The organism is Flammeovirga sp. EKP202, from assembly GCF_014534745.1.
GTDB lineage: Bacteria > Bacteroidota > Bacteroidia > Cytophagales > Flammeovirgaceae > Flammeovirga.
This window is the reverse complement of record NZ_JACVVP010000013.1, coordinates 135,574-156,291: the sequence shown is the minus strand read 5'-3', so window position 1 is coordinate 156,291 and position 20,718 is coordinate 135,574. Positions and strand designations below refer to the sequence as shown.

Annotated in this window: 8 protein-coding genes; 2 read left to right on the top strand and 6 right to left on the bottom strand. The window is 36.1% G+C overall.

Annotated elements, in window-relative coordinates:
* Nucleotides 1–292 precede the first annotated feature (292 nt).
* From IC221_RS10435 to IC221_RS10415, 5 genes are all read right to left on the bottom strand, one after another.
* Entirely contained in the window at nt 293–904 is a 612-nt protein-coding gene (locus tag IC221_RS10435; RefSeq protein WP_188168919.1) for an alpha-ketoglutarate-dependent dioxygenase AlkB, read from the bottom strand.
* A 4-nt stretch (nt 905–908) separates the two neighbouring features.
* A complete protein-coding gene (locus IC221_RS10430; RefSeq protein ID WP_188168918.1) occupies nt 909–2,396 on the bottom strand; it encodes a cryptochrome/photolyase family protein in 1,488 nt (495 codons plus the stop codon).
* Between the two features lie 9 nt (nt 2,397–2,405).
* Nucleotides 2,406–3,878, bottom strand: coding sequence for a cryptochrome/deoxyribodipyrimidine photo-lyase family protein (locus IC221_RS10425; RefSeq protein ID WP_188168917.1), 1,473 nt, complete (start codon nt 3,876–3,878; stop codon nt 2,406–2,408).
* Between the two features lie 3 nt (nt 3,879–3,881).
* Entirely contained in the window at nt 3,882–4,163 is a 282-nt protein-coding gene (locus tag IC221_RS10420) for a TIGR03643 family protein (RefSeq protein ID WP_367397764.1), read from the bottom strand.
* 714 nt (nt 4,164–4,877) lie between these two features.
* Nucleotides 4,878–5,381 (bottom strand): hypothetical protein, encoded by a 504-nt coding sequence (locus IC221_RS10415; protein ID WP_188168915.1) that lies wholly within the window; start codon nt 5,379–5,381, stop codon nt 4,878–4,880.
* 558 nt (nt 5,382–5,939) lie between these two features.
* Between IC221_RS10415 and IC221_RS10410 the strand changes: the two genes are divergently transcribed.
* Together IC221_RS10410 and IC221_RS10405 are read left to right on the top strand one after the other, a co-directional pair.
* Nucleotides 5,940–7,577: an acyl-CoA carboxylase subunit beta gene (locus tag IC221_RS10410; protein WP_188168914.1), complete on the top strand. Its 1,638-nt coding sequence runs from the start codon at nt 5,940–5,942 to the stop codon at nt 7,575–7,577.
* A 95-nt stretch (nt 7,578–7,672) separates the two neighbouring features.
* A complete protein-coding gene (locus IC221_RS10405; protein ID WP_188168913.1) occupies nt 7,673–8,572 on the top strand; it encodes an alpha/beta hydrolase in 900 nt (299 codons plus the stop codon).
* Between the two features lie 86 nt (nt 8,573–8,658).
* On the opposite strand, the gene IC221_RS10400 is transcribed toward IC221_RS10405, so the two are convergent.
* Nucleotides 8,659–20,586 carry a LamG-like jellyroll fold domain-containing protein gene (locus IC221_RS10400; protein WP_188168912.1) on the bottom strand — a complete coding sequence of 3,976 codons (11,928 nt, stop codon included), beginning with the start codon at nt 20,584–20,586 and terminating at the stop codon, nt 8,659–8,661.
* Between the last annotated feature and the right edge of the window lie 132 nt (nt 20,587–20,718).

Genomic DNA, 20,718 nt, shown 5'->3' with positions numbered 1-20,718 from the left:
AAATTACATTCCTCTCGCCTAAATGATTTTAAACTCGCTGCGCTCAAACAACAAAATCATTTTTAACGGCTCAATCCATGAAATTCTTTACGCTTTTCCCTTCAATGCCGGGGAGGAGTACTACCAAACTAAAATGGTAGAAAGCCCACTGGCGCGAATGTTAAGCGTAAGCATCATTCGTGTCCTTCAGATCATCAGAAATCTCCTGATTTCTAAATACCATAAATATTCGATAACTTAGTTTACATTGTGCTTAGCTGATAGTATTCCCTTTCAATATCTCTTGCCTACTTCATAACACCACTGTTCGGAAGGTCAAATTTATCCTTGGCTTCAAAACTCTCTTGCTCACAGGTAAAGCATGTACCCAATGCTTTTGGGTCTCCCCTTTCATCACTAACAAAGAACCATGTTCCAGCAAAAGATTGACTTTCTCTTTCGTTTCCCTATGTTTAAAAGAAAACTTACGCTCTGCCCCTAACGATAAAGAAGCTATAGCACCATATTCTTTCATTTCTTTTTCATTGTCACTATGGTAGCCCATTCCTTCATTTCCGTCATGATAAAGGTTCAAAAGACAGGAATTATAAGTCTCCCCTGTTTTTTCTTCCACTACCTTTAAAAGCTGTAGCAGTGTATCATTAAACAAAAGTGCCGTTTTTTTGACCTTAGAATAAGTATACTCATAAGGTTCTAGGCCATACCAAGCCATTTTACGTTTGGTTAGAATTTCCTTTCCAAACATCTTAATAAGATCAGATTGCCAATCTATAGTAGAAAATAAGTTTTGATACAAAGAGGTCGCTTCTGCAAAAGAAAAGACTTTACCATAGTAAAAGGCATCCCCTTCAAAGGGTAATAAATTTTGTGATTGATTCGAGGTTTGGTCAAATAAAGAGAGCATAATTTTAGTTTGTTGATAGTTTATTTAGGAAGTTTTCCGCACTTTCTAAAAGTAGTTCTTTTTTCTCTTTATTCATATTATCATATTTCTTTAAGAGCATATTTATACGTGGATTACCACCAATTTTTTCTCTTTGAAGGTCCATAAAACGCCAAAACAAACCATCCCAGACCTGTTGCCAGTCCCCTTTTTTATAATCACTCATTTTCATCAAATAATTACTGCTACTGATGTAAGGCTTCGTAGACATCAACCCTCCGTCAGCAAACTGACTCATTCCATACACATTAGTAACCATTACCCAATCATAGGCATCAATAAACAATTCCATAAACCATTGATAAACACTATTGGGGTTGAATTCGCACAATAGCATAAAATTACCAAGTACCATCAGTCGTTCAATGTGATGACAGTAGCCCGTACTCATCACTTTTTTAATGGTGATGTCTATCGGTTTAATTCCCGTCGTCCCTTGATAAAACGATGAAGGTATTTCTCTTGTGAAACCAAAATAATTGGAAATTCGTTCCTCTCTTCCTTTCACTTCATAAATCCCTCGGATAAACTCTCTCCAACCTATAATCTGACGTATTAAACCCTCTGCGGAATTCAATGGAATATTATTCGAGAAGGTCACCTCTTTTATTCTCTCCAACACATAATCCGGTGTCAACAATCCGGCATTCAATAAAGGAGATAACAAACTATGGTGTAAAACACTTTGATGACTAACAATAGCGTCTTCATAAGCACCAAATTCAAGATACCTTTCCTCTAAAAAGTCTTCCAACCATTTCCTTGCAGCATCAAAGCTAGTCGGATAAAGAAAATGATCATTGATGATGCCGTAATTCTCCGAAAAATTAGTTTCAACATATTCAATGGCTTCAGAGATGTAACTATTCTTCTTACAGAAATGGACAAAAGGAGGTAATTTTTTAGAGGGATATTTTTTTCGATTCTCTGCATCAAAGGACCATTTCCCCCCTACGGGTTGTTGTTCTCCACTTATGAGTAAATTGAGCTTAATTCTCTGCTTCTTATAAAAATTAGCATGGTAGAATTTCTTATTTGTAGCCTTAAAAAATTGCCCATTGTCCTCTGATGTATTCAGGAACATGGGGCTACTAAATGTACGAGAGGCTATGTTATTCGATTTAAGCGACTTTTCTAGTCTCCTACTCAACCAATCATCCACAGGATCAATATATACTACTTCCTTATTGATTTCTGATGCATATTGATTGATAAAAAATCTGACATCAGACTTTTCCTTATTTTCTGCTTTCCAATGCACCACTTCATAGCCTTTTTCTTCCAAAAATGAGGCATACTGAAGCATTGAAGCTCTATGAAATAATAATTTCTGTTTATGAAATTTATATTGATAGAAAAATAAATACTCCTCTATCAATACAAATGTGGTACACTCAGTATTAAATAAAGGAGAATTTTCGAATAATTGATGTGGAAAAACTAATGCAACCATTGAATGGGGTTAAACCGTTTCTGATTTGATATTGCGTGTATGTAACACTAAAATTTTCTCTTTCTCTTGTCTGACTTCTGGAGATTTCTTGAAAGAATAAATCCTTGTTCGAGCTTTTTTTCCACTGACTTTTAAATCAACAATTGGATCTGGATAGTGGAAATCACTTAGACCAATAAAAGCTTTATCTAAAGAAGTCATTTGCCATGGTTCATGGATAAAACGTTGAGGAACATCTTTGAGTTCAGGCACCCATTGTTTGATAAAAACCCCCTCAGGATCATGATCTTGGGATTGCTTTACAGGGTTATAAATACGAATGGTGTTGATTCCTGTCGTTCCCGCTTGCATTTGAAATTGTGTAAAATGTATACCAGGCTCGTAATCCAAAAAAAGTTTAGCGAGATGATAAACTCCATTTCTCCAATCTTGATCCAAATGATGACATAAAAAACTCACCAACATCGCTCTCATTCTGAAGTTGACCCAACCTGTTGTCTGCAAACAACGCATGCAAGCATCGATCATAGGATAGCCTGTAGTACCTTGTTTCCATGCTTCCAAAAACCTTTGATCATTTTCATGAGAAAGGTTTTCAAATGCTACGTTTAAGCATGTATCCTCATAACTACATTGTACTTCAAACTTCTGAATAAAGTGACAATGCCATTTGAGGCGAGTAAGAATACCATTAAAAGCCCTTTTATTGTACGCTCTATTCGGATGATTTTTGATGTGCTGATACGCTTGCTTAATGGAAATATTACCCCAAGCAAGGTAGGGTGAAATTCTACCACAGCTTTTTCTACTCTCCAGAGGTTTAGAAATGAATTTGCTATAATCTTTCCCTCTTTCATCCGTAAATGAGTTCAAGTATTTCCAAGCAAATGTTTCTCCAGCAGGTTGAAAATCTTTATTGTAATTCTTAATGAGGTTTCTGAAAGAAGCTGGCAAAGGAAATAAATTGACCAACTCCACTTGTTTATTGCTGGAATATTGATTCTCAATCACAGGTTCCTTCATCGTCACGAACCAATCTTTATCCCAATTGTCTCTATTGACAATACCTCTTTTGATGCCATCTCTTTGAAACTGATGCCATTCAATATGATTGTTATTGAATAGCTTTTGCATTGATTTATCACGATCATAAGTGATCTGTATACCGCTCTCCTGATAGCTGAATACATTCTCAATCTTAAAAGCCTTGATCAGGTATTCAAAGATAGAGTTAGCATCACCGTACATCACATGTACTTGTCGGTTCATGGTGGCTAGTCTTTGATTCATGTCATCAATGGAGTGGTAAATGAACTTCAGGTGCCTTGAAGAAGTGTCATTGTGTTTGATAAGATTCGGTTCATAGATGTAGAGCATTAAGTAAGGTAGTTGGCTTTGCTCGGCATAGTAAAGTGGCATGTGGTCTTTAGTTCTAAGGTCCCTTTTTAGCCAAACGATGTTAATGTGTTGCTTTTCAGTCATAATTTAATAGGTTTTCTTACTGATCTTGTTGTTGCTTATTAACCTTTGTCTGCTACATTTAAACCTGTTTATCTCATTAGATCTCTTCATAATGTGCTTGCTGCTGGCTTTTGTATGGACTCTTTTCCTCCATCTTTTAAAGCTCTTTTCTTTCATTTCTAGCCGCATCAGCTTCACCACCTCTGACTCTGACAATCCAAATTGGACTTCTATGGCTGAAAAAGGAGTTCTATCCTCCCATGCCATTTCTATTATGCGATCTATTTCCTCATCATTTAGTAGCATTTTCATAACTAGTAAACAAAAGAGCAAACATATTGTTTACGTCGGGTTTAAGAATTTTTGGGTAACATCAATTCCAACGTTTATCACGTATACTACTCACATTAATATCAATTAAATCATAGCTTACAAGCAATCAACACCTTAATGCATTACAAACTTAAATTATCATCAACTATCAAAATTGATATTACTCCTAATATTTGTTGTTCTACTTTCAAGCTTCTTTCTTCTTCATTTTTCCATTGATGAAAAACGAAGCAAAAAATCTAGGCTTTGAACGCAAAAGCTAAATTCCATTCCTCTCGACTATTAATAAGGATAACTCGATCAAAACTTCATCGTTTTGAGATGCTCAAACAACAAAATCATTTTTAACGGCTCAATCCATGAAATTCTTAACGCTTTTCCCTTCAATGCCGGTTGAAAAACTACCTAATGAGAAGCGTAAACCCAGAATACAAGAGGAGTTTTGAAAGTGTATGTAAAACTGTAGTTAAAGTAAGATCGTTGCATTGAAACGTCGTCGTAAACCACAATAGATTACCACTCTCAATTCGTATAAGGATCCCATCATAAGTAACGAGAAATTAATTTACAGCACAAGACAACATTCATTTTCGGGTGAAAACAAAAAAGGTTTTTATCGGCTATTCAAAAATGAAGTCGTCGATAAAAACCTTCTTTATATTACTCTATTGAAAGAGACTAATACTATTAATCTTCGGTTGCTTTTGGAGCTTTCATAATAAAGAAATATGCCAAGAACCAACCAACTATAAGAATTGAAAATACCATTGGAGAATACTCTACTTTTGGTGCTTCAATATCATGACCTTGTGCTCTATAAATCATTCCTAGTGTTGCCAGTAAAAGACCATTGATCAACGTTGCTAATCCCTTAGTCCAACCTTTTACACCTTCTAGAAGTTGTTGTTGTGTTTCTTTTGTTTCTAACCATTTTGATTTATTGGGTACTACAATCAGTTGTTGAGGTAAATGTAAAACACTAGCTCCCAACCCTGCTAAAGCGATGTTGATAAATAGTAAAATTCCCATAGAAGTATAGAAAAAGTCGCTTTTTGACATCACCATTGCACTAGCATCTTTCGTTGCACCTATGACCATTACTCCACTATCGGGGAAGTAAATGTAGGCTAACAAAGAATATCCTAGAAAAATAAAAAGGGAAAGTGCCCAAATAAACTTGATGTATTTCATTCTGAAAACTAACTAATGTTTGATGTTTCGGTTTAGTGGCGTAAAGATATAGTTTTTTTTAAATGAATATTTAACATTGAATAATGAAAAATCAGTTTCGCTGAAGAATTAACATTTTGTCATTTTCTGTGGGATAGTTTACCTCTTTTTGATTTTTAAAAATAGGCAGTAATTGCAGTACAATAAATGCTTATGTGTTGTGGTTTGCGAGAGATTGTTGTAAATCCATGTTTCATGTGTTAAGTGCTAGCGTCACTTGGAACTACTTATTGGCGAAGTCTCCTGATTTCGAATACAAACACAACATTTTCTTTTATTTCGAAGTCGGGAGACTTCGTCAATGTATCATCACAAGTGACGCCTATCGGCTTAACACTTGCGATATAAAAACATCCATTTTACATAACCATTCACTATTTACATAGGAATTTTTTAAATAATTAACGGATAACTTAGATTACGATGTGGTTACACACTTGTAAAAAAACATATTTCCTTATTCAGTTTTAATATTAAATTCTTAACTTATTTAAAAGTAAAACACAACACATAATAATCATGAATTATTCAACTAACCAAAAATCAGCATCTCAAACTTCACTCCAACACCTCACCCAAAAGTTGCTGAGCAACCGAGAACGGGTTTTTCTGGGTGGAGGTGAAAAGAAAATTGCTAAACACAAAGCCAAGGGTAAAATGACAGCCAGAGAAAGAGTGGATTTTCTACTCGATAATGCAGAAGAAGCCATTGAGATTGGTGCTTTTGCAGGAGAAGACATGTACAAAGAGCATGGCGGTTGTCCCTCTGGAGGAGTGATCATTAAAGTAGGAAAAGTAAGTGGTAAAAACTGTGTGATCGTGGCCAATGATGCCACAGTAAAAGCTGGAGCTTGGTTTCCTATCACAGGCAAAAAAAATCTTAGAGCACAAGAAATAGCCATAGAAAATAAAATACCCATTGTGTATCTCGTAGACAGTGCAGGTGTTTATTTACCTATGCAAGATGAAATTTTCCCAGATAAAGAGCATTTTGGAAGAATTTTTAGAAACAATGCTGTAATGTCGGCAGAGGGAATTCCACAAATTGCGGCCATCATGGGAAGTTGCGTAGCAGGTGGAGCTTATTTACCCATTATGTCAGATGAATCACTTATTGTCGATGGAACTGGGAGCGTTTTCTTAGCAGGATCTTATTTGGTCAAATCAGCCATTGGCGAAAGTGTAGATAATGAGACCTTGGGCGGAGCTACCACACATTGCGAAATATCAGGAGTGACTGATTATAAATGTGAAGACGATGAGGCTTGTCTTAACAAAATCAAAAGTTTAGTGGACAAAATGGGTAATCCCAATGAAGCAGGCTTCAACAAGGCTGCCCCAGTGGCTCCCAAAAAGGATATCAATAGCATTTATGAGGTTTTCCCTGATGATAGGACCAAACCTTATGATATGTTAGAGATCATTGAGCGACTTGTTGACAATTCAGAATTCGAACAATATAAAGAAGGCTACGGTCAAAGTATCTTGTGTGGCTATGCCCGCATTGATGGTTGGTCCGTGGGGATTGTTGCCAATCAACGTACGATCGTCAAATCAAAGCAAGGTGAAATGCAAATGGGAGGAGTAATCTATTCTGATTCTGCAGACAAAGCGGCTCGTTTTATGATGAACTGTAATCAAAAGAAAATCCCTCTATTTTTTATACATGATGTAACGGGTTTTATGGTTGGAAGTCGCTCAGAGCACAACGGTATCATCAAAGACGGTGCTAAAATGGTCAATGCCATGGCGAATAGCGTAGTTCCCAAATTCACGCTAGTCATTGGTAATTCGTACGGTGCTGGTAATTATGCAATGTGTGGAAAGGCATATGACCCACGCTTGATGCTGGCGTGGCCTACTTCTCAATTGGCTGTAATGAGCGGTAAGTCTGCTGCTACCACATTGCTTCAAATTAAAGTTTCAACCCTCAAAGCACAAGGTAAAACAATTGATGAAGCAGAGGAAAAAGCACTATTCAATGAGATAAAAGCAAAATATGATAGTCAACTTTCTCCTTATTATGCTGCTGCACGTTTGTGGATTGATGAGATTATTCAACCTGAAGAGACCAGAATGTATATCTCAAAAGGTATTGAGATGGCCAATCAAAACCCCATCGATAAACGCTTCAATGTAGGTGTAATTCAAACTTAGAAAATGGTGAACTACGTAAACATCATTCTTAATGCTTATGGGTATTAATACTCGTAAGCATTAACTTTTTAAAATTCAAAACTAACAATAAAAACGTGAAATATAGTTTATCGTACTACATTATAAAAATTGTTCTTCAACTGAAAGGTATCAAAAAAGACTTCAGTGAAGACCCTATTAATTATCTCAAAATCAGAAAAGAAGATATCCATCAACCTAAGGGAAGGTTTTTCAAACAAAAAGGGGTAAGTACTTTCAAAGTATTAAAATCAAAAATTACCGAAGTAAAAATCAAAGACGATAGTCATCAAATTGTCCTCTTCCTACATGGTGGAGCCTTTATTTCTGGCCCTGCCGAACATCATTGGGAAGTCATGAAATCTATTATTAAAAAGACGAAAGCGATCGTTTGGATGTGTGATTACCCCAAGGCTCCAGAACATAAAATTGACGAGATCTCGGAAAATATTGATGAGGTATATCAAGAGATCGCAAATCGATATCCTTCTAAGAAAATTGTTTTAATTGGAGATTCTGCTGGGGGTACATTATGCATGGCACTCACTCAAAGATTAATTCAAAATAGAAAAAAAGTTCCTTCAAAAGTCATCGTTTTATCTCCGGTAATGGATGCTACAATGACCAACAACGAAATTGAAAAAGTTGAAAGTAAAGATCCTATGCTCTCAAAAGTGGGGGTTAGAAGTGCTAAGAAACTGTGTGCAGGAAATGACTTAGAGAACCCCAAAATTTCTCCTTTAAATGGTGATTTCAGAGGTTTCCCTCCCACCCTATTTTTAGTGGCTGAAAATGATGTTACCTACCATGATCAAATTTTGACTGTTGAAAAAATGATAACACAAGGAGTTGATATTGACATCATCAATGGGGAAGGTATGCCACATATTTGGGCCTTTCTTCCTGTAATGAAAGAAGGGAAAGAAGCCTTACACCGAATTATTAAATCAGTAAATGATAATATCAACTCCATGTAGAGTTTTAAGACTACTGGAATATTTTGACAAAAAACAACCCCAAAACCGAGGTTCTGGGGTTGAAAAATTTAATAACCTATTATTGGCTACTTTATCACAAACTTTTTGTATTTAGTACCTGTTTTTACTCCTACGACATTTACAACGTAGATTCCTGTCCCAAGATCATAATCAGATAAATCAATTTCTATCTCATTTGCACCTAAGAATACAGTAGTATTCAACTCTAAATACTTTACTCCAGAAATACTAGAGATACTAATCGTAACAAGATCTTCTTCTTGCATATCTAACTGAAGAACAAAGTCAGTCTCAACAGGATTAGGATATAAATTTATCCTTTCCTCCAATAACTGTTTATCTTCATTGTTCAGATTAAATAATACAGGGTTATCTACTGATCCTGATCTCTTGTTGGTCTGGTATGAGAAATCCTCTGTAGTACCAATTATAGTATTTGTGCTTGATTGATAATATTTCACTATCAACTCTTCTTCAGCATTTCCTCCATAAATAAGTCCAGAGAAATAGGTTTCTTGATTTACAGCATCAAATACTGCATCTAGTACACCATACAACTCATCATTTTGTCCGCTGATAATCAATTGATCACCCTCTTCGATTGGCAGGTCATGCATCTTTGCAATTAAAGAAGCTGAATGCTCAAATTGAGAACTTTCGACAGACCATTTCTGTACCTTTCTTGCATTGCTTTCGCTTTCATAACGGTTATCCTTTTCAGGCCACAATTCTTGAATGTCAGTACCAAATGTCATAATCGATTGAGCATTCAATTGGATTTGATAAGCTTTAAAAGGTTGCATATACGTTAATTGACCTTTCCAAGTACCCGCTTCAAAAGTTGCAAATTGATTTTGTGTTTTCAATATACCTTCTGTAGGGATATCTCCTATAAAACCAAGCACTTCATTGATGTGTTGCTCATCTTGGATTGGTGAACCGATTAAGTACCAACCTGAAGGTTTGTCTAGTAAGAAGTTTCTGGTAATATCACCTGATTGATAGCTACCCGTGAAACGTATACTACCTTCATTTTGCACATAAACCCAATATCCTTGACCTCCTTTCAATGAATCCAAGTTAGAAACTAACCAATTTTTACCATCAAACTGAGTAAAATTGTTCTTATCCTTTACTTGATCACCTTCTACTAAAGGATAACCTAGGAAGATACTCTCAACGCTTGCATCTTTTGGTTGAGCATTTAATGAAATCATATTCCATCCTGATGATAAATGAATATACCTTGCTCTACCTTCCGACTTATTTACTCTTAATGTATCAGGCGTTCCTGTACGACCATATAATGTGTCTGATTGAAAAGTGACTAATCCATTGGTATTATATGCATCGTATTCGTATCCGTTGGAAGCGTCAAGTACTCTGAAGTCCACCGCCTTTCCATGATCATCAGCATTACCAAAGACCGTAAGGTATAGTCTATCATTGCTTACATCATCCAATTTCGACCATTGTGCTATTCCACGGATTTCATTATCGATCACCGCAGCTACAACATCATTCGTATCTGCACTTAATACCATATTAGATAGAGCATCTTCTGCAAAACCGAGTAAGCTGATCATTTCCATAGAAGACTCATAATCACTTGGATTTACAGACCAATTTGATACTTCACTATTTAAATGAACTGTCAAATAAAGTGCTGTTGCTTCAAAACCATCCACTTTTGCATATACTGTATCGCGATATGTCCCTGCTTCTTTTTGGAAAGAATTAAAATTCAAGTACATATCTCTCTCCCCATTACGGAATTGTTGTTGTGCATTGTTCTCAAGGAGAATGTTATTTTGGTTCGATAAAGAAATCCAGGTTGTATCATATCCTGATAGTGAGAAATACTCAATTTGATCCAGATTGGATTTCAATGTAACTTCCACTTGATGAGTGGTATTCATATCCATAAAGAACTCAATCTCATTACTTGAGAAATACACAGGAGAATAATTGACTTTAAAATCCCATGTGAACCTTTCCAAATTAGAATTACCTTGATAATCGACTAGAGCTGCTGAATCAATATTTACAGTCAAAAGTTGATCATTCAAACTATCTAGGAGGGTCTCTTCAATTATGAATTCCAAACCACTACCTGAACAAATCACCTCAAATTCAATTGAATTTAGGGCTGTATCTGTAATTGTGATTAACGATGAATCCATCAGATAGCAATCTAAATCTTTATTGAATTCAATACTGATAACATCACCAATAGAAAGAATTCCATCTTTTGGTGCTTCATCCCCTACTAACTGAATTGTAGACCTGTCTATTGTACCACTAATAATGTCATATTCAGAGTTACCGTATTCACCACATTCTGCCGTTATTTTAATCTCATAATTGCCGTCAATGATGCTTTCGTCTTCATGAATATTCCAAATAAATGGATACGTAGGCATTGGGTAAGTAAGCTTCATTAGTTCAAAGTAATTACTTAAACTATCCACGGCAACTGACTCAATTTCTGTCCATTCTTCAGTACCCTCTCTTCTATATTCTAAGGTTAAACCCTCCGTGTAATGATATAAACCGTCAACCTCATAATCCGTGACTTTTATGGTAAGAAGCTCATTTCCTTCATCATCATAATTGACAACAAAATCACTCTCAGGTACATAGATAGACACTGGTGAACAAGGCTTATTGAAATACACTTCATATTCCAAAGTATCCGCTTCATAAGCACCATCACCGCACTCCGGTTTAACCACAAATTTAAGATCGGTGAAGTCATAGAAAGGATCCACTCTTTCCACTAAGATTGTTCCATAATAGGCTTCTCCTGCATCCAAACCAATAGGGTTCTTTTCGTAAGTCAAACTTGCGTGATTCTTATTTTCACCCGCAATTGGTTCAATCGTGAAATAACGTCTATCTGTTGTAATATAACTTCCGTTACCAACAGAGAAGTGAAGAATCGCTTTCTTATCTGGCTCCACATCATAAATTACATTACTGGCCACAGAGGTATCACTCGATGCGTACCCAGCAGTGAAATCATCACGTTTTGCTGTTCCTATTACGTATGGACAAGCAGTTCTACCACCTAATAAATCAAAATATGGAGTGTGACCTTGGTTAGTACCTTTTACCACCATTACGGAATAAAGGTCACCGTTGTCATCATCATCCAATACATAACCGATGGTATAAGCACTATCGAGCGTTACACTTTCTTTTTCGGTCAATGTGATTTCATCGTAGTGCGTTTCTCTATCTTCTTCGATCACACGAGTACGTGTTTCCATTTCGATACCCGTTTTGATCCCTAGATCGAAGTTTTTCGCCCACTTAATACCTGCAGGAGTAACTTCAGTACCTAAAGCAATTGTGGTTGTTTTAGCTCTGAATTGTAATCCAATCTTATAAGAAAGATCTGCAGCATATTTCGTTTTGATAAAGAATTCACTTTTTCTTGCACCATATTCCATCTCCTTTGTTCTCCATTTTTGAGTAAACGTATTTTTCGTTCCCCATTTAGATACAATTTGATTGGTGTTGGCTCCAGCACCACCCGTGAAAGTTTTATTGTCAATCCCTGCACCTTGGTATTGCTCTCTAAAGACTTCCATTAAAGCTTCGATATTATCTTGAATTTCTTCTACTACTACTGCATCAGTAATGATATCATCCTTCAATGAGACATTTGCACTTTCGTAGTTGTAATTCTGACTATCATTACCAGGATGTTCATCGATGATTTCATTTTGGTAATCCTCATCTAACTTCACTTCGCTAAATACTTCTGACAATAAAGTATACTCAAATGCTTGTTGCTGTTCGAGTGCTACATTATTGATATAGTTTTCGTATTGCTCCGTTAAAAGATCAGTCCAGCCGTATTCCGCATCAAGATCCTCGTTGTAAGGCGTGTACACATTTAGAGAGTCATCATCTGTCCAATTACCCCAATGTGCTTCACAGAAAGTTGTTAACTCATCAAATCCTTGATCTTCAACCAAATTATCTTGAAGTAACTCCTTACAAATGGCATACATTGGAATAGCGTCACGATTTACATAAATGTCGATAGCTTCCCAGTTGTCACGTGTGACCTCAAAGATTTCTCTGTCATCATCACTCAAAATAACATTCGGGTTGTTCAACAATGAATCATATTCGAATACTGTCTGACGAATGTGATCTATCGTGTAGGACCATTGCGTAGTGATTTCACTTCCTGCAATATCGTAGCTTAACAATTCAGCGACAGTTGCTCCACCACCTTCTTCTTCCAAAATGGTGATTTCTTTTGCAACACCATATGTCATTGCCACACCCATACCAACGATGACATCTTCCTCATGGAAATCCAAGTAGCCATCGTTTTTCACGGTCTTAGTTGGAGACTTAGAAGTTTCAAACCTCTCGGTTGTTTTCAATGACAAGTGAATACCATAAGCATCGTTCTCGTTGCTACTAATCTCAGCAAAATCACCATACATAGACGTCATCTCCGTTGAATTCTCTGGTATGAAATCATCATGATCATCTAAATCAGAAGCTCCTTGTACTTTCTCAAACCACTGTTCCCAATGCATATCGTCCGTACTTGCTTCGTAATATTTAGAGATGGTAACGTCTTTCTCTACATAACTGTAACTTCCATCTCCAGGAGGGTCACGTAAGACAAATAACGGGATTTGGATCTCGCCATTGTCAGTCGTATCAACAGAAACTAAGATATCTCTACCCGCTGCGGCTGCAGTACCCGTAACTAATACTGGATAGGCAATTGCTGTAAGGAATTCTCCCTCCTTACTATAGTACTCCACAAACATTCCTTGTAGATAAGGAACAGCAGGGTTGATATTTTCAGCAGTGAAGGTATAATTGAATAAACCATCAGGTCCTGCCTGTAATTCAATATTTGCCTTTTCAGCATTTGCTGCTGCATTTCTCACTACTACAGTACCATAATCCAACACACAAGTATTGGTATTAATTTGCTCTTCAATCTGGAAATTGAATTCATAATCATTCCCTTGAACCAAAACATTCAGCCAATCAGGAATCTGCTCAGGAGTAGTATTTGTTAGATTGAATTCATCGATAACATCCTCAAAACCATTTACCTCTAATGTTAGGATTTCAGGAATCACATGGAACTCAAAATATTTAACACTATCCTCTTCACCTACAAATTCTCTTTCTCCACTTAAAATGGACTCATGGATATCAGTTACATTAATTTGTTGAGGTCTGGTCGCAAAATAATCAACTACTGATTGTGAGATAGGATCCAAAGGTTCAGCACCTGAGACCCTTAAAGAATACTCTCCTACTGGTAAACTCAGCTGAAGAAGGCCATTTAAATTCGTGTTGTATTTTTCATACATACACCCTTCTTTAGATTCAACCAATACCTCAAAATTGTAAGTTCCTAAACTTCCGTGACAACCATTAACAACATTGATAGCAAAATCATAAGTAGTACTATCTACATAAGAAAACTCTGCTTTATCCATAAATAATGCTGCAAGTAGCGTGTCAGGTGCTACATTGAAAGAGAAATATCCTTCTGTTCCATTTTCTTGATCCTGATCTGAAATATCAATTATATAATATTCTAAACCTTCCATTGAAAGAGGAACAAATGAATAGAAACCAGTACCATCCGTAACAGATTGTTCAGAAGCCTTGACATCATTACCCAATACATCTTTATAATGTAATGTCACTGTTGCTCCTTCTACAGGACATCCCGTTATGGCTTTCGTCACCATACCACTGATTGACTTTCCATCTAAATCATAAATAGTTGCTGCAGTGTGGACTCCTGATTCCGTAACCGTAAATGTTTGTGGTGTATTAATTAATCGGTGATCATTGTATGATGCCGTGATTGTGTAATCAACAGAATCTTCTTCATTAAAATAAATCTGATTGAAATCATAGCCACCTACATTATTGGTTGCTGTCACATAGCTATAAGTGATATTATTATCATCAGTATGAGTTAGCTTAACCTCAGCCCCTTCTACAGGTAGATTTCCATTTGCAGTTGCCACCAAACCTGTCACACTATTTAAGGCATAGGCATAGGCACTTGCTACCGCTTTAGCACCATTCACTGAAGAATTCTTGTAAGGGACTACTTCATATAAATTCAACGTATTGATAGCCGCTTCGCTATCGTAAAACTCATAGGATGTCCCATTCGTTAATCCGATGTATTCTCCATTTCGGAAAATTCTCACTTCATCCAAATCTTTATCCGAATTGAATTGCCATGATAATTTCACCACAGAATAGTTTGTTTCCGCATTTAAGTTAGAGATCATATCGATAGCACTCCCACAACTTCCAAAACTTATGTTTGCAGAACGATTAGCAGTGGAGTTAGTGATGACATTCCCATCTATATACCTAAACGGAACAACTTTCACTGACCTTGTTGCACCACAAGAACTTCCATCATTATCAATATGATAATAATCTCTCTCCCATGATTCAAGGGTATCAACTGCAGCATTGTTGACATAAACAATGAAACCATTAATGTATTCCCAATTGTATGTCCACTTTGCTCCTAGATGATGCTTACTATTGCCTGAAGATGAAATAGTACCTAATGTAGGGAAATTTGGATAGGAAGCTAATGCTACATTTTTCTCATCAGAATAATATACAGATTGTGCTTCATCACGGAAATCAAGCACTTTTACTTGATACGTATAGCTTTGACCAGGTTTACCTTCGCTATCGATATAAGATGTTATATCAGGAGTCAATTCTGTTAAATATTGACCATCACGATATAAAATGAAACCATCGATATACTCATAATCATAAGTCCAGCTTAGTTTTGCTACACTATTCTCTGTTCCTACTTGTAGATCTTTTACAGCTGCTAACTGAGGGAAAGTGGCTGTATCTGTTACTGTAGAGGAATAATACTTATCAAAAGCATCTTCACGATATGCATAAATAGTATATTCATGCCATGATTCAGGAATACCAGATGTATCAGTAAAAGCCAACGTTTCCGATTCCAATTGTGCTAATAATTTACCATTTCGCTCAATCTTGTACCCATCGATGTGCCCTGCCGGATAAGTCCATGTTAGATTTACCACGTTCTGATCTGAAGAAGTAGCCGCAAAATCTTGCACCACCTGAAGGTTAGGGTAAGTGGTTGTCACTGTAGCCTCTTGAGAAAATGAATTGGAAGTTCTGTTGTATCCAATCAATTTATAGACATAATTAATACCTGGTACCGCTGTTGAATCCACAAATCGGTTTGGTTCATCGGCTGAAATTGCTGCGATAATATCACCTGAACGATATAAATGGAATTCATCTGCAATACCTGAATATGTCCAGCTTAAACGCACTTCATTTGAATCTTGAACAGCTGTTGCATAAAAGCTGCTGATATTACAGATTCCCGGATAGATCACAGAATGATCATACAACAAGGTATCACCATAATGATCTTGGCCATTTGGAATTTCTGTATAAGGCTGAATACCATAAGTATATGACTCACCTGGCAAACCCGTTTTATCTAAAAATTCTAAGGGTTGACCTTCCAACAACTCTATTTTTTCAATAGCATTGAAATCCCTAAATAAGATAAATCCAGTGTAGTTTTCCGTGGTAGTCATCCAATCAATTTTCACTGCATTCTCTTCCTCTATTGCATTTACACTTAGTGCTACGACTTCTGCAGGTATAGAGTGATCTATTCTTTCTACAGGATAATGAATTGTATTTTGATATTGAGCTTGAAGTTGATATAATGATGAAGATAACGCATTAGCATCATATACATCTCCAGCAATATTGTAATTATCTTTTTCGAGAAGAATAACAATTGAGTCCACTTCAGATTTACCCGTTACACTTCCATCATTAAAATCTTTAAAGAGGAAATATCCCTTTTGGTCTGAAGCCGTATTCTTACGCTGAACTACTTCTCCATTTACATACAATAAGGCCATCACATCTACTCCCATCACTGGTGCTACACCATCTGCATCAACTACAATTCCTTCCATTTGGAAATGACCACTACTCGATCCTACTGCTGCATAATTTTTTGATTTTTGAATAGCACCAGTATTTGGGTCTTCATAAACTGCACATAATTCATAAATGTAAGAGGCTCCGGCTTCGATTTGATCATCCAGATAATTTCTATATTGTGTAGGAAGAGTATCCAAAACTACACCATCTCTAGAAATTACAAAACGAGCCAAATGATCAATTCGATGATTCCACGTTAACTCAATCATTCCTTCAAGATTCTTTGTGGCTGTAAAACCTGTAGGGTCCACATAAGTAGTTGAGGTACCTGAAAGTATAAGTTGATTTGAAGTTTTTGAAATATCAGTTGGTAATTTCTCTGATGCAAAAGTCAAAATATATTGAACTTCTGAAACATTTGATCCAATACCTGTTAAACCATCCTTGAATTGATAATCAAAATTTCCAGTATACCAATTTGCAACAACTACAGTATCACGTTTTGTACTTGAAATTTCAATTCGTTCTAATTGAGCAGCTTCATTTACTCCCAAATTATTTTGATAAGCAAAATCCCAATTTACATTCACCACATTGTCATTTCCGGTTGTTGGATCAAAGACGGCTGTTACCATCAAATCCGATGAAGAATAGTTAATTCCTACATTACTTAGTGGGGTGGTATTGAATTCTGAAACAATTGGATCATCTTGTAGGGCAGTATTTCTGTAAGCTCGGATATGATAGTCATAACTTTCGCCAAAAGATAAAGTATTATCTACATAAACCAAACCACTGTAAACGGCCTCTTTCCTAATATCTGATACTAAAACAGTATCATTTACAGAGGAAACACGATAAATTTGGTAGCCATCGAAATTGTATTTTGATAACGAGATATCCGCTTCATTTACTTGATGCTTCCAAACTAATTCAAAAGCTTTATCGCTATTCGACTTAGATTTAGTTAAATCAAATTCTGGTACAGGTAATACAGGAGTAATAAAGTCAACATACTCTAACTTTGTCGATTTCTCTTCTGAATATTTACTTGTAGTATACAAATAATAAGTCGCTTTTTCATTAGGCAAGAAATCACTCCAAGTTAGTGAACGGTCCCTTCTTTCAAGATGTGCAATTTCTTCTTCCTCTGAAGATCCCTCTACAATTCTAGTGATCAAGAATTGATTAAAATCATAGCTTGAAGTACCTAAATTAAATTTCACTTCTCCATTTGAAGTTGTAGCCACCGAAAATGATGAAGGAGTTGGAAGAGATTCAGTAGTCACATCTGTAATGACAGTTTCATTGTAATTCACTTCTTCATGTGTAAAAGTAGCCGTGATCAACTTATAATCATATGTTGTATTTGGTGCTACTTCTTCATCAAAAAATCGCAAGCGTTCTGGATAATTACTATCATTTGATCCATCTAAATAATAGTTACTCCATTCACTGATGAGGGCTAGTAATTCCCATTCTTCTTCCGTTTGTTCTGGAAGCTTTCTTTGGATATAAAAAACAACTTGATCGTTTGGAATCACATTAGACTTTAGGTTGAAGAAAATTTCAACCGAGGTCGCATTTTCATTGACACCTAATGATAATGGATCATAAACTACTGGTAAATCGGCTACAGCATTAAATGATTCGTCTACCAATACTAATACATCATTTCTACTTGGTGTATCTAATGAAACGTAGAATTCATTGTCCAATAATTCATAATCATAATCCGCAACTCTAATGGTATACGTTACGCCGGTTGCGCCAAAATAAAGTTGATCAAATTTAAAACTGCCTTCAAAATCAGTGGTTGTTGTATCTGAATAGACTACATCATCTAATGTTGCAGAAGCGATTATCCTTGTATTTTCTAAAGCCCAAGGTCTTAAAGTGTCGGCAACATTTAAATTAGGTCTTCTTCTTCCTCTTCGAATAGTTTCTGCTAAGTCAGAGACTAAATAACCACTTATGGAACCAATTTTTGGTACATCTATCTCCAATTCATCATAACCATAGATCTCCCCATTTTTAATACCCGCTATCTTATAGGTTTCTAAATCACCATGTATAGGGAATGTGTATTCATAAGTATCAATTGTTGAACTTAAGAGCGTGAGTTGAGAACCATTATAATAAACTGCAAGTGTGTCTATGACTAAAGTATCGTTATCATCACTAGTCAAATTCGTCCAATCCAATATCACTGTACCGTCTTTATATGAAGCAGTAATATCCATATCAAATAAAGCACCCGTTGTTTCATCAAGATCATATATTTCATCATGTCGAGCGTTATACCTTTTTACGGTATAAGTATTTTCCTCACCCATCCATAAACCTGAACTTTGATAATCTTCATAAGAAGTACTTCTTGTTCTAGCGATTTCTGAATTGTTTCTGTAGATGATATATTGGTCTGTAACATCACTTGAATCCGACCATGTCAGTGTCACTTTTCCTGGGTCGTTGGAAGTTGCCATTAAGTCTCCATCATACAATGTACTCGTTGATCCAGTAGCTCTCAATGTTACACACACCGGCTCACTTGAACCATACTCTGTAATCTGCAAACGATAATTTCTACTTACGTCAGGACCTAAAAAGTCAATTACAGACCCTACAAATAACCTATTTTTGTCTGTCTCATTATCAAAAGCAGTCCAGTTGCCATAATTTATACCGGCCACATAACTTGCATTACTCGTAACTTCATTTGACAATGATAATGGATTACCACTATCGTAGTTTTTAGCGGAGTATAAAGCCACTAGACCTGTTGTTGATCCTAATACTGGATAATAATAATTGTATTTTACTTCAAGACTGTTTCTAGTATGATCCCAAAGCCTTATATCAGCAATAGCACCATTAAGTTGTTCACCATTCCCATTTCCGGCAATCTTTGTAAACTCCCAAGGCATAATACCAGAGACTGTGTTAACTAATTCACCGTCTAAATACAACTTAAATACTTGCTCACCTGATGCAGGTTCTGCAGTCAAAGAAACGTGTGTCCAAGTATTTTCATCAATTGTTCCTCCTAATGCTATCTCACCGTCTTCTGTTTTCAAGAAGAACGTATTATTACTGATGTAAAGTTGCTGATTTTCTGTATCATCAGTTAAAATCAAATGTTTACTCTGGGTCAGTTCTTCGATCTTAATCCAAGCTTCAAAGCTATATTCATAAGATCTAAAACCAGCTCCTAAGTCTGCAATTGGGTCAATAGAAATATAAGATTCCTCTTTCTCGAACATAAGCTGATATTCGCCATTGAGTTTAGTGGAATTGATAAAAGAAGAAGGATCTGTAATATGTGTTACAAATATCTCCTCTTCAGTATCATCATCTAGTATTCTGAAATAAACAGATTCATCAAAATCTCCAATCAAACAGTTCGCATCAATTTCCCATTCTACTAGCACCATGTCATCAGAAGCTTTGTTAGAAGCTGTAAGACCAAATGCCATAACAGAGCCATAATCTGCAATGTATTCCGATTCACGATAAGTGGTAACAGGAGCTGATTGTTCATATCCAAATGCTCTAAGAATATATAAATACTCTTTACCACTTTCTACATCATAATCAGTATATGTAAAACCAGGAGCATCAATAGCAACTGTTGCTATATGCACCATGTTTTCTGTGAGGTTCGTTGCTATTGTACTATCTGAAATTTCAACTACATCCTCTGCTTTAGCACGATAAATCCAGATACTATCATAGAATTCTGATTCGATCGCATCCGCATTGTAAGACCATGTTACCTCTAAACCTGAGTAGAGAGAAAAGTCTTTGGCATCTACCTTATCCAAGATAGTATGCTTTTCTGAGATACCTCCTTGGGCTATCTCCCCATCATTTATTTCGATGGACCCACTACTAAAATAAAATAGCGAGTTAGTAGAACAGGTCGGGTCAAAATTGATGACTGATGCCTGCTCAAAGTCATTCCGATTGGTACAACCTTCATTTATACTCTGAGCCATCAGTACTGTCTGACTTAGCAAAGTGAAAATAAAGGCAATAACAACCCGGGACTTTATTTTATAATAAAAGCCTTTCATGAGTTTTATTTAAAAAAGAATTTTTTCGATTTAGTTGGTTATAAGCTTCTTGAA